Annotated in this window: 15 protein-coding genes; 10 read left to right on the top strand and 5 right to left on the bottom strand. The window is 39.0% G+C overall.

All coding sequences use genetic code 11. The features are described from left to right. Positions 1-25: 25 nt before the first annotated feature. The 3 genes from NYE63_RS23455 to NYE63_RS23445 all read left to right on the top strand — a co-directional run bounded on the left by NYE63_RS23455 (position 26) and on the right by NYE63_RS23445 (position 3,034). Positions 26-1,456 carry a C4-dicarboxylate ABC transporter permease gene (locus tag NYE63_RS23455; protein ID WP_342602943.1) on the top strand — a complete coding sequence of 477 codons (1,431 nt, stop codon included), beginning with the start codon at positions 26-28 and terminating at the stop codon, positions 1,454-1,456. 166 nt (positions 1,457-1,622) lie between these two features. Next, positions 1,623-2,489 (top strand): RNA polymerase sigma-70 factor, encoded by an 867-nt coding sequence (locus tag NYE63_RS23450; protein ID WP_342602942.1) that lies wholly within the window; start codon positions 1,623-1,625, stop codon positions 2,487-2,489. A gap of 83 nt (positions 2,490-2,572) precedes the next feature. Continuing rightward, positions 2,573-3,034, top strand: coding sequence for a carboxymuconolactone decarboxylase family protein (locus NYE63_RS23445; RefSeq protein WP_342602941.1), 462 nt, complete (start codon positions 2,573-2,575; stop codon positions 3,032-3,034). 205 nt (positions 3,035-3,239) lie between these two features. Here NYE63_RS23445 and NYE63_RS23440 read toward each other — a convergent pair whose 3' ends face one another. The 3 genes from NYE63_RS23440 to NYE63_RS23430 all read right to left on the bottom strand — a co-directional run bounded on the left by NYE63_RS23440 (position 3,240) and on the right by NYE63_RS23430 (position 5,007). Next, complete coding sequence (locus tag NYE63_RS23440) at positions 3,240-3,467, bottom strand: hypothetical protein (RefSeq protein WP_034304201.1); 228 nt, start codon at positions 3,465-3,467, stop codon at positions 3,240-3,242. Next, positions 3,467-3,787: a YbjQ family protein gene (locus NYE63_RS23435; protein WP_342602940.1), complete on the bottom strand. Its 321-nt coding sequence runs from the start codon at positions 3,785-3,787 to the stop codon at positions 3,467-3,469. The genes NYE63_RS23440 and NYE63_RS23435 overlap by 1 nt, the downstream gene beginning before the upstream one ends. A 533-nt stretch (positions 3,788-4,320) precedes the next feature. Beyond that, positions 4,321-5,007: a LuxR C-terminal-related transcriptional regulator gene (locus NYE63_RS23430; RefSeq protein ID WP_342602939.1), complete on the bottom strand. Its 687-nt coding sequence runs from the start codon at positions 5,005-5,007 to the stop codon at positions 4,321-4,323. A 486-nt stretch (positions 5,008-5,493) separates the two neighbouring features. On the opposite strand from NYE63_RS23430, the gene NYE63_RS23425 reads away from it, so the two are divergent. The 6 genes from NYE63_RS23425 (at position 5,494) to NYE63_RS23400 (ending at position 12,078) form a co-directional block, all read left to right on the top strand. Beyond that, positions 5,494-5,727 carry a hypothetical protein gene (locus NYE63_RS23425; protein WP_342602938.1) on the top strand — a complete coding sequence of 78 codons (234 nt, stop codon included), beginning with the start codon at positions 5,494-5,496 and terminating at the stop codon, positions 5,725-5,727. A gap of 16 nt (positions 5,728-5,743) precedes the next feature. Beyond that, complete coding sequence (locus NYE63_RS23420; protein WP_342602937.1) at positions 5,744-6,865, top strand: endospore germination permease; 1,122 nt, start codon at positions 5,744-5,746, stop codon at positions 6,863-6,865. A gap of 423 nt (positions 6,866-7,288) precedes the next feature. After that, the gene (locus NYE63_RS23415) at positions 7,289-9,106 is read left to right on the top strand and encodes a sensor histidine kinase (RefSeq protein ID WP_342602936.1); all 1,818 of its coding nucleotides are present in this window, start codon (positions 7,289-7,291) and stop codon (positions 9,104-9,106) included. Further along, complete coding sequence (locus NYE63_RS23410; RefSeq protein WP_342602935.1) at positions 9,078-9,824, top strand: LytTR family transcriptional regulator DNA-binding domain-containing protein; 747 nt, start codon at positions 9,078-9,080, stop codon at positions 9,822-9,824. The genes NYE63_RS23415 and NYE63_RS23410 overlap by 29 nt, the downstream gene beginning before the upstream one ends. 141 nt (positions 9,825-9,965) lie before the next feature. Continuing rightward, a complete protein-coding gene (gene cstA / locus NYE63_RS23405) occupies positions 9,966-11,759 on the top strand; it encodes a carbon starvation protein CstA (RefSeq protein ID WP_342602934.1) in 1,794 nt (597 codons plus the stop codon). Positions 11,760-11,922: 163 nt separating this feature from the next. After that, on the top strand, positions 11,923-12,078 hold the full coding sequence (locus NYE63_RS23400) for a DUF1540 domain-containing protein (RefSeq protein ID WP_065310844.1): 156 nt from the start codon (positions 11,923-11,925) through the stop codon (positions 12,076-12,078). Between the two features lie 287 nt (positions 12,079-12,365). On the opposite strand, the gene NYE63_RS23395 is transcribed toward NYE63_RS23400, so the two are convergent. Together NYE63_RS23395 and NYE63_RS23390 are read right to left on the bottom strand one after the other, a co-directional pair. Next, complete coding sequence (locus NYE63_RS23395) at positions 12,366-13,004, bottom strand: O-methyltransferase (RefSeq protein WP_342602933.1); 639 nt, start codon at positions 13,002-13,004, stop codon at positions 12,366-12,368. After that, complete coding sequence (locus NYE63_RS23390; RefSeq protein ID WP_342602932.1) at positions 12,991-13,341, bottom strand: hypothetical protein; 351 nt, start codon at positions 13,339-13,341, stop codon at positions 12,991-12,993. Before NYE63_RS23390 ends, NYE63_RS23395 begins: the two co-directional genes overlap by 14 nt. 238 nt (positions 13,342-13,579) lie before the next feature. Between NYE63_RS23390 and NYE63_RS23385 the strand changes: the two genes are divergently transcribed. Then, on the top strand, positions 13,580-14,140 hold the full coding sequence (locus NYE63_RS23385; protein ID WP_342602931.1) for a TetR/AcrR family transcriptional regulator: 561 nt from the start codon (positions 13,580-13,582) through the stop codon (positions 14,138-14,140). Positions 14,141-14,164 lie beyond the last annotated feature (24 nt).

Raw genomic sequence — 14,164 nt, 5'->3', positions numbered from 1 at the left:
AATAATGTAAAAGGTGGTACGAAAAATGAGTAAAGTGAGTGCTGAAAAAATAAAGAGTGAACCCCCATTCAAAAAAAGTAAACTAAAAATGCCACACACATTTGTAATTATTATTTGTATGATCCTATTTGCAGCTGCTCTAAGCTATTTAGTGCCTGCAGGTGAGTTTGACAGAGTGGAAGATGAAAAAACTGGTAATACAGTAGTAGTGGAAAACTCTTATCATTCTGTAGAGAACAACCCCATTGGTATCTTCGAGGTTCCTTTAGCAATTGTTCATGGCCTTATAGATGCAAGTGACACAGTTTTCTTTATTTTCATTGTCGGTGGAGTATTTCAAATCATTAATTCCACAGGTACGATTGAAGCCGTGGCTGCAAGGGTTGGAAAGACTTTCATGAACCAAGGAATCGTCATCATTCCCATTTTTCTAACTCTATTTTCAATCGGCGGATTCACGATTGGAATGTCGGCAGAAGTCATGGCATTTGTACCTATAGGCATTGCGATTGCAAGGTCATTAGGCTATGATGCTTTGACTGGAACTGCTATGGTGATGCTCGGCGCAGCTGTCGGCTTTACAGCTGGACTTCTTAATCCTTTCAATGTAGGAATCGCTCAAGCCATTGCAGAAGTTCCGATGTTTTCCGGGATGTGGTTACGTGGAATCATTTTAGTGGTTTTACTGATTGTCACGAGCATTTATATCATTAGATATGCAAAAAAAGTGAAGAATAATCCACAAGCCGGTATTGTGTATGACTTGGAAAAAGAAGAAAAGCATGAGAATTTGGATATATCCTCTTTATCCTCCATGAAGCCTAGACATTACTTAACGATTATTGTCGTGTTGATAGGATTTAGCTTCTTGATTTGGGGTGTTTCCGAAAAAGGCTGGTGGATGGAAGAATTAGCTGCATTTTTCTTATCTTTAGGTGTTGTTGTTGGGTTTTTATCTAAATATGGTCCGAGCAAAATTGCCAGCGAGTTTGTACAGGGGGCAAGGGATATTACATTCGGTGCTTTTATTGTCGGTCTGGCAAAAGGTGTAGTCGTAGTGTTAGAGCAAGGACATGTTATCGATTCAGTTGTAAATGGACTTGCAGCAACGGTAGGCCATTTGCCTAGTTCGATCCAAGTTCTTGGCATGTATGTATTTCAGACCATCATGAATGTGTTCATCACTTCTGGAACGGGTATGGCTGCAACGACCATGCCGATTTTGACACCGCTTTCCGACCTGATCGGTGTTACAAGGCAAACGACCATCCTTACTTATCAGTTGGGAGATGGTCTATCAAACTGCATTCTCCCTACCTCTGCCATGCTTATGGGAAGCTTGGCAGTCTCTAAAATCAAATATCAAGAATGGGTGAAATTCTTCTGGCCCTTGTTATTGATCTGGATTGTAATAGGTGCTGTGTTTATATTAATAGCGGATTTCATTAGATACTAAACCTTAAAAAGAACGAATGGAGCAGCTCTTTAGCTGCTCTTTTTTATGTTGTTTGAATTACTGCTTTAAACGAGGTGAAGAAGGATAACTGATTGGTTTAGAGAATAATTATGGAAAGGGTCATACGTTTTCGAAAAACGAATTTGATAGAAAATAGGTGAAGCAAGTGGAGTTGGATACATTATATAAGACATATCAACCTTTTCTTTTTTCCATCGCATACCGGATGCTTGGATCGGTTACCGACGCAGAAGATATCGTTCATGATTTATTCCTGCAGCTTAAGCTGGATACCGAACAAATTAAGGACATGAAAGCATATCTTGCGAAAATGACGACAAATCGCTGTCTCAACTTTTTAAATTCAGCCCGTAAGAGAAGAGAGGTTTACACAGGACCTTGGCTGCCTGAACCTCGGGTAAACGAAACAGAGCAGCCTTTAGATAAGGTTGTAACGGATGAAACGGTTGCTTATGCCTTCCTCGTTTTGCTGGAACAGCTGTCACCTGTTGAAAGAGCGGTGTTCGTGCTTAGAGAAGCATTCACTTATAGCTATGAAGATATTGCCGAGATGCTGGAAAAGAATGAAGTGAACTGCAGAAAGATCTACAGCCGGGCAAAGCGGAAATTACAGAGTGATATGCCAGCCCATCCGGAGGATACGAAACATGTCGAAATTTTGGCGAAAAAATTCATAAAAGCATCTACGACAGGAAACTTTGAGGAGTTTTTGGATCTTCTTACAGAAGATGTTGTACTTGTTACTGACGGCGGAGGAAAAGTACTTTCTGCATTAAATCCGATTGAAAACAAACAGCGCGTTTCTTCCTTTCTTAAAGGAGTTTCTGCTAAAGGAGGTTTCATAGGAGAACTTCTTCCGGTGATGGTCAATGGTCAGGAAGGAATTTTGCAACTGAAAGACGGGCAGCCGATCAAAGTCATCTGCTTTGAATTAGATTCGAAACAAAACAATATCCGCAAAATCTTCATTGTTTCCAATCCCGATAAATTAAATCATATTCATGTTCCTTAATAATCTCTTTTTGTATGTCACAAATCAAATCTCTATTTTGTCTTATAAGTGGAACCTAAAAAGATTTAATGGAGGAGATAGACATGGAACAACGCATTAACTACATGAAGACAAATCGGGAAGTGGTCAAATTAATGCTAGGATTGGAGGAGTATAAGAAAACTACGGGAATCGATAGCAAATTAATCGAATTGATTAAAATTCGTGCGTCTCAAATAAATGGCTGTGCGTACTGCTTGGATATGCACACAAAGGATACCCGGGCAATGGGTGAAACAGAACAAAGAATTTACTGCTTGAGTGCTTGGCGTGAATCGCCATTCTATTCTGATTCGGAAAGGGCGGCGCTGGAATTGACGGAAGCGGTCACCGCCATTTCTGCAAACGGTGTACCTGATGATCTGTATGAGCGGGTCCGCCTTCATTTTGATGAAAAACAATATATCGATCTCGTTACCATAATCATCACGATCAACGGCTGGAACAGATTGGCCATTTCAGCCAAAAGCATACCAGGGGACTATAAGCCTGTAATGGAAAAATAATTTTGTTTTTAAAACCTCTTTTATGGTTATAAAGGGTTCCGTTGACGGGGAAAAACATACAATTAGCATACAAATTAGATGTCCAATTCGCAAAGCGATTTGGTCTCAGTTTTCGCCCTTAACGGGATTCATATTTTAAATCAGCATGAAGTAAAATAAAAACAATAAAAAGCCACGTTTTTGTATAAATCGTGGCTTTTTATAATTATTTTTCTTTTTTATAAAAGCGTTCACCCGTATCAGGATTATAATACACCCTTGTTTTTTCTCCAGTCACAGGGTCTATATTTATTTCATCTGTCGATTGAAATCCATCAGGAACTTTTACACCGTGATTGCGTTTAAACCGTTTATCATAGATAAAGTATCCAAGTAAAATGCATAAGATAACTATAATAATTTGTAATATATAGTACCCTATGATGAATTTCATTATATTTTCTCCACAATGACGGCGGTTCCATATGCAACAATTTCGCTCATATTTGTGCCGATTTCCCCAGAATCATATCTCATCATTATAATTGCGTTTGCACCCATTTGATTGGCATTTTTAATCATACGGTCCATAGCTTCTTTTCTTGAATCTTCAAGCATAGCTGTATATTGCTTGATCTCTCCGCCTACTAGGGATTTTAACCCTGCCATGATATCGCCGCCAATCCCTCTGCTTCTTACAATTAGACCGAAGGCAGGTCCTTTTACTTCTACAATTTTGTAACCTTCAATTTTTTCTGTGGTAACTACCAACACATTAATCGCCTCCATCTTATGCGTATATGAATGTTCTCTTGTCATTACGTAGCACTGTAATTCCCTTTTTCGAAAAACCTTCAGCGAGGTCTGTCTTTAAAAGGGTAATTATTTTCAAATTTTTTCATCCTTGGTCCAGAGCCGTGAACCAATACAACGGCAGGAACTACTTTATTTCAGCACCTGTAACATTTTTTTCATCAGTCATTGTGTTACCTCTATTGAATAATAACAAATAATAATTACCTTTTTATCAAGTACAAAAATAATACCATTCCTTTAAATTTTAACATAATATAAGTTTTATCCTTCTTATACAATAGGAAGTTCACTTATTTAATACGTAGCATATTTCGAGTAAACATAAAAAATCCCATTTCGTAGAAAAGAAATGGGATGAAATTTTTTAGTGTTATTTCCTGCTGATTTGATTGTTATTTATGTGTAGATTTATAATGCTAATTGCACATCTTTTTCTTCTTCAAAATGAATTTTTCTCCCTCATAACGGAGCTTTATTCGGACCTAATGGTACTATAAAAATCGGTTTTTAATCTTTATTTGATTAAGAATGTCATACAATTTATTTTCATAGTACAAGCTGATTAATTGTGATCTGGAGGTTATCTCTAATTCTTCAAACATTTTATTTACATAGTTACGAACTGTAGAAACACTTATATGCAGATTATCAGCTATTTCTTTATCTTTGAGACCTTGAGTTATAGTCTTTATTATTCGCAATTCAACTTCATGTTGTTCCCTGGTGATTAAAGATGATGTATCTGTTTTTATTATATCTTCAATTAATAATTTCTCACGATGCACATGTAACTCGTAGGAGATTTGATTAGCTAGGATTTCAGAAATCATTTTGAAATTCTCACTATCATCCGTGGTGATTATACCTACATAACCCTGCAATTTCTTGTTTTTTATTTCATGTATCGGGGAAGATATAACACTAAAATCCTTCCCGGAAATTTGATTCTTAGTTTTTACGGTAGTATTTTGCAATGAACTTAGAACAAATGCATTATTTTCAACAGATTCTTTTATAATCAATTTACATAAATCTTTATTTTCAAAATTACTCTTAAAGTATAGATCATTTAGCTCATTATCAAAGATAAATATAGTAGTTTCAAAATTAAACTCGAAATTCTTAATACTATTCAATACTTTTTTACTGATATAAATGATTTGATTTTTCAATTCCATATTCATCCCTCATACTTGTTTCTAAAATGAAATAACCTGTTTACTCTCCTCGTTTCACATTAAACTATTTTTCCGTGTGATGGGTTCCAAAAATGACGAATGCAAATTCAGAAATGATACCCGGGGATATAGATGTGGACTTTCCTGATAATAAACCTTTTTGACGGATCCCATGAAGGTAATTAGTTAGAGCAGAATAAAGCTAGCTAGTGAGACAGAGGCTTTAGGGCAATTCTATAAAAAATAAAAAGGGCATGTTTTGATTAATCTTTTTACAAAACATGTCCGTTATTTCATTACAAATTATTTTAATGGATATATTTGCATCCAAGGTGAGAACATAACGTAACGTAACATAACATTCATGTTACCTACTATATGTCCAGCTGGCTGTTGAAGCAGCGATTCGAGATTTGGGAAGCGAAGGTTCGCAATTTAGGCACGATAACTGAATCCTTACAAAAAGAAGTCGAGGAGTAAAGATCAATGTGGGCAATCATTGGAACAGTGTTTACTGGAGCAATTATTTCATTTTTTGAAATACCTCAACTTATTAAAAATAAATGCTGGAGGGAAATCTCCGTTTTTCTTCTATTGCTTTTAGTTGGTATGACGTTGAGTATTTTATTAATTAAAGATGTTATCATTCCTAATCCCTTAGACTGGTTAACAAAAATTTATAGTCCCTTCGCAACTTTCATGGAACGGATTCTGTCTTAGGGGGTATCTACTGATTATGCTCGAGAAAGGCAAAATTAGCTCTGGAGAATTTCTTATATTGGTCATCATTTTTACGATAGGAGGTTCGATACTTAATGTACCTGCTCTACTTGTCAAGATAGCAAAGCAGGATGCCTGGATTTCCTATATAATAACTACTCTCATCAGTTTGTGTTTTGTTTTCTTATTTAATAAATTAGCCTCTATTTATCCATCTAAGACTTATGTCGAAGTTAATGAAAAAATATTGGGAAAATGGGTTGGGAAAATTTCAGCACTGCTCTTTCTTTTTTATATTTTGTATCTTTCGTCTGCTTTATTGTATGAAATAGGGAGTTTTTCAACGACACAAATTTTGGTTGGAACACCTATCGAAATGATTATGATTCTTTTTTTATTGACATGCATAATCGGTGTACGGTTAGGATTAGAAGTCATCAGCCGAACTGCATTAATCTTTTTTCCTTGGATAGTATTTCTGCTTTTCATGTTATTTTTACTTCTTATCTCTGATATCAAATTAGAACATATACAACCTATTTTTGAAGAAGGCATGAAACCAATTATTAAGGGCTCATATCACACTTTAGCGCTCCCGTATGTACAGCTCGTTTTCTTTTTAATGATCATGCCATATGTAAATGAAAAGGATGAAATGAAAAAAAACTTTTATCGAGGAACATTATTAGGAGGCATCGTTTTATTCTTAGTGATTATTTTCAGTATCCTCGTATTGGGTACTGATATTACCGCACTACAAAAAAATCCTTCTTATAGATTAGGAAAGGTGTTGAGTGTTGGTGATTTTTTGGAACGTATTGAAGTCATTGTAGCGATCATTTGGATTCTTTCCGTGTATTTCAAGCTAACGATTTGTTATTATGGGCTCTCTCTGGGGTTAGCTCAAGTACTAGGATTAAAAAATCACAAAGTTCTTCACTTCCCATTAGCATTTTTAATTTTTGCATTCTCCATCATTACACATCCAGATACAGTACATAGTCGAAACTTTACTGCAAAAGCGTGGACGCCATTTTCCTTAACCATTTGTGTTCTTCTCCCGGTGTTATTGTTAGTGATAGGAATATTGAAAAAAAGCGTTCTATTTCAAAGGCGGCCAAAGGATTATAAAAAATAATTCAATTACTACCTTTGGTCCCCAACAAATGCAGGGGTGGTTGGATTTCATCTGTCAGGAACTTCTATGACGAAAAACTTGTTAAATGTCTGCCTAATGGATGGTGACACCATGTCAGATTCCTCTATAAACGACTCAGATAAAATGATTTCCTCCTAATGAAAAAGCCTTGGTATTTATAGGCTTTTTTTAGATTAGATCATACCGAGATTGCACCCAACCACAACATTCCATTGTTCCCTACGCCTATCTAATAGTTCTGCAGCTTCTAACTTTTTCTCCCGATATATTGAAGAGAGGTATCTTAAGGCGTATGTCCCACATATGACATGTTTGTTTCCATGTTCTTGATTAGCGCAAATAGGATTATCGGTGTTAATCGAAAAAAACAAAATTCGACAAGGATTTCATGGCTGGTGTAAGATGAATGAAAAAGCCAGAAATGGGGTGAATGCTTTGGTTGATTTATTACCGTCGCTGTTTGAAAAAGTGGGGATCATCGTAATTGCTGCATTCCTGCTTTCTTATATGAAACCCTTTCGGCAAATGATAGGCCATGAACATGAAATGTCAAAGAAAATCATGTTTATCGCACTTTTTGGAACATTCGGCATCATAAGTAACTATACAGGAATCGAAATCGGGAATCATGCCATGCCAGAGGGTAATTGGCATGCTGAGATTGCTCCCGATAATGCGATTGCCAATACACGGATCATGGGCGTGGCTATCGGCGGTCTGCTTGGGGGGCCATTTGTTGGGTTAGGAGTAGGTTTGATTGCGGGGCTTCACCGTTATTTTCTCGGGGGTTTTACGGCGGGGGCTTGTGCAATCGCCGCGATTTTGGCTGGGGTCTTATCGGGGTTTTTGGGGAAAAGGCGCCGAAAGCATGGGACGATCACCCCTTGGTTTGCCCTTCCCATTTGCATGACCTTGGAAGCGATCCAAATGGGCATCATCCTGGTGACTGCCAAACCATTTGAAAGGTCGTGGGAGCTCGTACAAGTAATCGGACTTCCCATGATCATCATCAACGGTTTCGGGACTTTACTATTCATGCTCATCATTCAGTCGATCACGAGGGACGAAGCACGGACGCGGGCGGTACAAACGAATCTTGCGTTCCTGATTGCGGATCAGACCTTGCCCTTTTTCCGGCAAGGTCTGAATCAAACTTCATGCAAGAGAATCGCCCAAATCATCTTGGGGCTGACTGAAGCCGACGCCGTGGCCATTACCAATGAACATAGTGTACTTGCCCATGTGGGTGCTGCGTCCGATCACCATGTCCCTAAGGTGGGAATTGCGACAGGCTTAACGAAAAAAGCACTTGAACAAGGAAAAATCATCGTGGCCAAAACAAAAAAGGATATTTATTGTTTTCATGATCAATGCCCATTGCAAGCGGCCGTAGTCCTGCCATTGCAGGTCCAACAGAAAACGGTCGGGACTTTGAAGATGTATTTCAAGCATCCGGATAAATTAAGCCAAGTGGAACAAGAGTTAGCTGAAGGATTGGCGAAACTATTTTCCACTCAATTGGAGCTCGCTAAAGCGGAAATGCAAACGAAATTATTGAAAGATGCTGAAATTAAGGCCTTACAGGCACAGGTCCATCCTCATTTTTTATTCAATGCAATCAATACGATATCCGTTTTATGCCGGACGGATGTCGAGAAGGCAAGAAATTTATTGCAGGAGCTCAGTGCCTTCTTTCGCTCTAATTTACAAGGAGCCCGACAAATACTGGTGCCGCTAGAAAAGGAATTGGAGCATGTCAACGCTTATTTATCGCTGGAGCAGGCACGTTTTCCAGATAAATATCATATTGACTATCGCATTGAGCCAAGGCTTAAGGAAATTCTCATCCCTCCATTCACGTTGCAGCCACTTGTTGAGAATGCGGTACACCATGCATTTTTACACGTGAAAAGCAAAGGTGAAATCATCATTCACGCATACATTAAGGACGATACGATGCGCATTGTTGTGGAAGATAACGGAAAAGGGATTTCAAGCGGGAGAATAGATGAATTGGGTAAGCATGCAGTAGAATCGATTAAAGGTACAGGAACGGCCCTTCATAATATCAGTGAAAGGCTGGAAGGGATCTATAAAGGCCATGCCAGCCTCTCGATAGAAAGTGAAACGGGACACGGAACACAGGTGAAAATATCAATACCACTCAACGAAAAAGGAGCATATGTCAACGATGTTGAAAGCATTTATCGTAGAGGATGAACCACTGGCAAGAGATGAATTGAAATATCTACTGAAGAGAAGCAGGCAAGTTGAAGTCGTGGGGGAGGCCGAGGGGATGGAAGATGCTATGAGGGATATCTCCCGTCTTAAGCCCGAACTTGTCTTTTTGGACATTGAGCTTGCAGAGGGCAATGGTTTACATTTGGCTAAGCAATTGGCGGAACTTGACCCGGCACCATCGCTCATTTTTGCGACCGCCTATGATGAGTTTGCCCTCCAAGCCTTCGAGTTATATGCATTTGATTATCTATTAAAGCCATTTAATGAAAAAAGGATTCGTCAAACATTGGATAAGCTCATGAAGCAGCGTCAAATCGGGGAAGACGAATCGAGGACAGCACCTCCCCCCAGCCGAACGGCGGCGGAACAGACAGGTAAATTGCCTGTAGTGATAGATGATCGGATCGTTCTGATCGACCGGGACACTATTTTATTCATTGGTCTCATGGAAGGAAAGACGATCATTAAAACCGAAGAAAATGAATATAAAATTGGTGACCCTCTCATCGTGCTTGAAAGGAAGCTCGATAAGCGCTCATTTTTACGTGTGCATCGCGGTTTTATCGTGAATGTCATCCATATATCCGAAATACAGCCTTGGTTCAACTCGACTTATAATCTCATTATGAGCGATGGATCAAACATTCCGGTAAGCCGCACGTATGTGAAGGAGCTAAAGCAGCTTATCGGTTTTTAAAAATTTTCATAATTCTGCATTTTACCTTCTTCATAATGCAGTCCATCCCCCGATATCTGCATTATAGCTTGAAAACCCATTGAAGCCGCTTTCATTGTGATATCATTTTTTTACGATGTAAGAAATAGAGGGGGTTCAAATATGAATGCGGTTACAATTGTCATAGGCTCCATTTGTATATTAATGATTGCCTACCGTTTATACGGGACATTCATAGCACTCAAAGTATTAAAACTTGATGATTCCAAGCCGACTCCGGCCCATAAATTAGAAGATGGAAAAGATTATGTTCCAACAAATAAATGGGTGGCATTCGGCCACCATTTTGCAGCCATTGCGGCGGCTGGCCCTTTGGTGGGTCCGATCCTTGCTGCACAATTCGGCTATTTGCCAAGTTTATTATGGCTTTTGATCGGGGCTGTAATCGGGGGAGCCGTCCATGATGCCGTCGTGCTTTTCGCGTCGATGCGTAAAGACGGCAAATCCCTTTCGGAAGTTGCGAAAGAAGAACTTGGACCTGTAGCAGGCTTCTGTACAGGACTTGCGATGCTTTTTATCATTACGATCACGATGGCAGGACTTTCAATGGTCGTTCTGCATGCTTTGGAAAATAATCCATGGGGAACGTTTGCTGTCGGGATCACCATCCCTATCGCCATGGGTGTAGGGCTTTACCATAAAAAAACCGGCAACCTGAAAGGGGCGACCATCGTCGGGTTCGCGCTCATCATGGCCGCAATTTTACTTGGTCCGAACATTCAAGGAACGGCACTTGGTGAATTATTGACACTTGAAGCGAGCACACTTGCCATCATTTTGCCGATCTATGCTTTCTTCGCTGCCGCATTGCCTGTTTGGCTGCTGCTGGCACCTCGTGATTACTTGAGTACTTTTATGAAAATCGGTGTATTTGCCGCATTGATTATCGGCGTTTTCGTGGTCAATCCAGAAATCCAGTTTCCTGCGTTTACCGAATTCATTAATGGCGGGGGCCCGATTGTAGCCGGTCCTGTTTGGCCATTCATTTCAATAACCATCGCCTGTGGGGCGATTTCAGGATTCCATGCATTTGTCGGATCAGGCACAACACCAAAAATGTTAAACCGTTGGAGTGATATCAAATCCGTTGGTTTCGGAGCGATGCTTGTCGAATGTGTCGTTGCCATCATGGCTTTGATTGCTGCGGTTTCGCTGCAGCCAGGGGATTATTTTGCGATTAACTCTTCACCTGAAGTGTTTCAAACTTTAGGTATGGAAACCGTACACCTTAACGAACTTAGTGAAGAAATAGGCATTAATCTGGAGGGAAGGACAGGCGGGGCAGTTACACTTGCTGTCGGCATGACCTATATTTTTACCGAAATACCCTTCTTTGACAAACTGGCTTCGTTTTTCTTCCAATTCGTCATCATGTTCGAGGCGGTGTTCATATTAACCGCAATCGATTCGGGGACACGTGTTGCCCGTTACTTAATCCAGGACTTCTTCGGGGAGTTCTATAAACCATTAAAAAGGGTCGACTGGTTGCCGGGTAACATCTTCGCCAGCGCGTTAGCCTGCTTTATCTGGGGATATCTACTTTACTCTGGGGACATTGGTTCGATCTGGGCACTCTTTGGCGTATCCAACCAGCTCATGGCTTCGATTGGACTCATCATCGGTGCGACCGTCGTATTGAAAATTGCAGACAAACGCTGGTATATCTGGACATGCCTCGTACCTCTTGCCTACTTATATGTAACGGTTAATGTAGCAGGGTATTGGATGGTGAAAAACGTATACCTGAACCCGGACTCTGCAGGATTCAGCATCTTGAACGGAATATTATCAATCACCATGCTATGCCTAGGTTTGGTCATTCTCATTTCGGCCTTAAAAAAATGGCGGGAGCTTTGGAAAATTCCGCAAGCGGAACTACTGAAAAGATCAGCATGAGCATAAAAAAATCCGGGCGGAAGCTGCCCGGATTTTTGTTGTTGCGAATGTTAGAAATTGCCCTCATTTTCGTTTTCCTTAAAATTAGACACAAAAACCTGAAAAAGGAAAGTATCAATAACCCCAACTTTGTTAATGATAGCAAATGAGGAGGTGTGATAAGATGGCAAAAGATGTTCTATGTGAAGTTAATAATTGTAAATATTGGGATTCTGGAAACAAATGCAGTGCAGATGCTATTTATGTTGTAAGTCATAAAGGGAATCAAGCATCAAATAGCAAAGAAACGGATTGCAAAACATTTGATCCAGAAATTTAAAACCATCGGGGGTAACCATCAAACTGGTTACCCTTCTTTCATATTTATTATTGATAATAAAAATCATTTTCATTCAAGATTATAGAAATTCATTTTATTTTTCTTCATGAAAAGGATATTTAGGCAATATATACGTAAGTTTGAGCGATATAATCGAGAGTTTGGGCGATATATACGAGAGATTGGGCGATATACTCGTGAATTTAGCTGATTTACTCGTGAGTTTGAGCACTTTACTCGTGAGTTCGCAATTTACACATGAATTTTAGCTACATACTTTCAATCCTTCATTTCTTCACTTTTGAAATGGTGAGCCCATCACCGATTGGAATAAGCAGGGATTCCAATTGAGGATGATTGGCCACAGTTTCATTGAATGCCTTCATAAATGCAGTATAATGTTTAGGTTTAGCATCCTGATCTGCGACACTGCCTCCCGCAAGTACGTTATCCATGACGATTAAAGCACCCGGTTCTGCCAGCTTAATGGAATATTTCAGGTAATTTTCATAATTGTCCTTGTCTGCATCTATAAAGAAAAAATCAAATTTCTTGTTATCATGAACGAGTTTTTCAAGGCTTTGCAGAGCTGCTCCGGTCATATATGATACTTGAGAGCCGAAGCCAGCTTTGGATAGATTGCCATAAGCTAACTTTGCGTACTCCTCCTTTAATTCAAGGGAGGTTAATTTTCCTTCGCTGCCGAATCCCCTGGCAAGGCAAATCCCGCTATAGCCCCCAAGAGCGCCTATTTCCAAAACATTTTTAGCTCCTGAAATGGATATAAGCATGGTAAGAAGTTTTCCAGATGATGGGGATACCGATATGGACGGCATTCCGTTTTCTTGTATGGACGTAATGACTTCTTCCAAAATGGCATCTTTGGTATAAAACACTGAATCGATATAACTGTTAATTTGTTTCATTCATTTCCATTCCTTTCTCACCATTATTGGAAGTTTCCTTTTCTTCACTTTTCTTATCGGCTGCTTCATTTTCTTGTATTTCAAATAATTGAATGAATTCATTGATTAACATATCAATGGCTTTCAATTCACCGACTAAGATTTGGTTAATGGATTGAAACTCTGGTTTATCTAACTGTTCCTTAATGGTTGAACGTTTAACATTCATCATTTCTAAAAAAGCAATGGCCCTTCCGCGGCGAAACGTTTTTGGGCCACGATGGTGTGAACCATGGTCTTTTCCTTTGGAATGCTCACCACCGTGATGTCCATCTTTTTTGAATTTTTCATTTCTCATAATAAAACCTCTTTCTGTGTATACGTTTGTATACAGTTTTTATCTTAAGTTAAATGTATACATATGTATACAGAATGTCAATTGATAATCGAATAGAAAATCAAAATGCAGTTTATAAAAAGTTTGTCTAAATTGTGAATTCGTTATTTAGAGAAGTAAAAAAGTACTTACATCCAAAGAATTTTTTTTGTTATAGTAACAAATAGACCGGTTGGTATGGCGGGGGTGTGCTACGGAAATGGATACAAAATCGTTGATAATCGACCATGCAACGATTCTTTTCCAACAAAAAGGATATAAGGGTGTTGGACTAAGCGAAATCTTAAAAGTATGTCATGTTACAAAAGGTTCGCTTTATCACCATTTTCCTAATGGAAAAGAGGAATTATTAATTGCTTGCCTTCATTCTTTGAATGAAGTAATTACGATGGATATCGTGGATATTTTTGAACGATATCCGACAACGTTAGAAGCGACCAATTCTATGATTGATAAGCTAATCGTCAATTTAGAAAGTGAAGGGACGATTACGGGTTACACATTTAGCAGCATGGTAAGTGAAATGGCCACATTAAGCGATCCTGTACGAAAGGCTTGCGCCGAACTATATGCGAAAATTCAACGGATTTATTTTAAAAAGCTAATGGAAGATGGATATTCAAAAGAGTTAGCTTCCAATATTGTATTGATGATGACAGCCTCTATCGAAGGAGCAATGATGCTTTGTTTGGCCGAAACTTCGGCAAAGCCGCTAAAAGTAATTTCGCAATTGTTACCCAATATATTGAAGGAGTTTTAACAAGTGGATAATAAAAATATTAAA

The organism is Peribacillus sp. FSL E2-0159 (genome assembly GCF_038643155.1).
Taxonomy (GTDB): domain Bacteria; phylum Bacillota; class Bacilli; order Bacillales; family DSM-1321; genus Peribacillus; species Peribacillus simplex.
Note: the sequence above shows the minus strand (reverse complement) of the source record. Positions and strands in the feature narration are given on the sequence as shown.

Bases quoted from the DNA above. Each gene is read 5' to 3' on its own strand.
- NYE63_RS23385 (WP_342602931.1), top strand. From the start codon at position 13,580: ATGGATACAAAATCGTTGATAATCGACCATGCAACGATTCTTTTCCAA.
- NYE63_RS23440 (WP_034304201.1), bottom strand. From the start codon at position 3,467: ATGAAATTCATCATAGGGTACTATATATTACAAATTATTATAGTTATC.
- NYE63_RS23390 (WP_342602932.1), bottom strand. From the start codon at position 13,341: ATGAGAAATGAAAAATTCAAAAAAGATGGACATCACGGTGGTGAGCAT.
- NYE63_RS23445 (WP_342602941.1), top strand. From the start codon at position 2,573: ATGGAACAACGCATTAACTACATGAAGACAAATCGGGAAGTGGTCAAA.
- NYE63_RS23430 (WP_342602939.1), bottom strand. From the start codon at position 5,007: ATGGAATTGAAAAATCAAATCATTTATATCAGTAAAAAAGTATTGAAT.
- NYE63_RS23455 (WP_342602943.1), top strand. From the start codon at position 26: ATGAGTAAAGTGAGTGCTGAAAAAATAAAGAGTGAACCCCCATTCAAA.
- cstA (WP_342602934.1), top strand. From the start codon at position 9,966: ATGAATGCGGTTACAATTGTCATAGGCTCCATTTGTATATTAATGATT.
- NYE63_RS23410 (WP_342602935.1), top strand. From the start codon at position 9,078: ATGTTGAAAGCATTTATCGTAGAGGATGAACCACTGGCAAGAGATGAA.
- NYE63_RS23425 (WP_342602938.1), top strand. From the start codon at position 5,494: ATGTGGGCAATCATTGGAACAGTGTTTACTGGAGCAATTATTTCATTT.
- NYE63_RS23415 (WP_342602936.1), top strand. From the start codon at position 7,289: ATGAATGAAAAAGCCAGAAATGGGGTGAATGCTTTGGTTGATTTATTA.
- NYE63_RS23395 (WP_342602933.1), bottom strand. From the start codon at position 13,004: ATGAAACAAATTAACAGTTATATCGATTCAGTGTTTTATACCAAAGAT.
- NYE63_RS23420 (WP_342602937.1), top strand. From the start codon at position 5,744: ATGCTCGAGAAAGGCAAAATTAGCTCTGGAGAATTTCTTATATTGGTC.
- NYE63_RS23400 (WP_065310844.1), top strand. From the start codon at position 11,923: ATGGCAAAAGATGTTCTATGTGAAGTTAATAATTGTAAATATTGGGAT.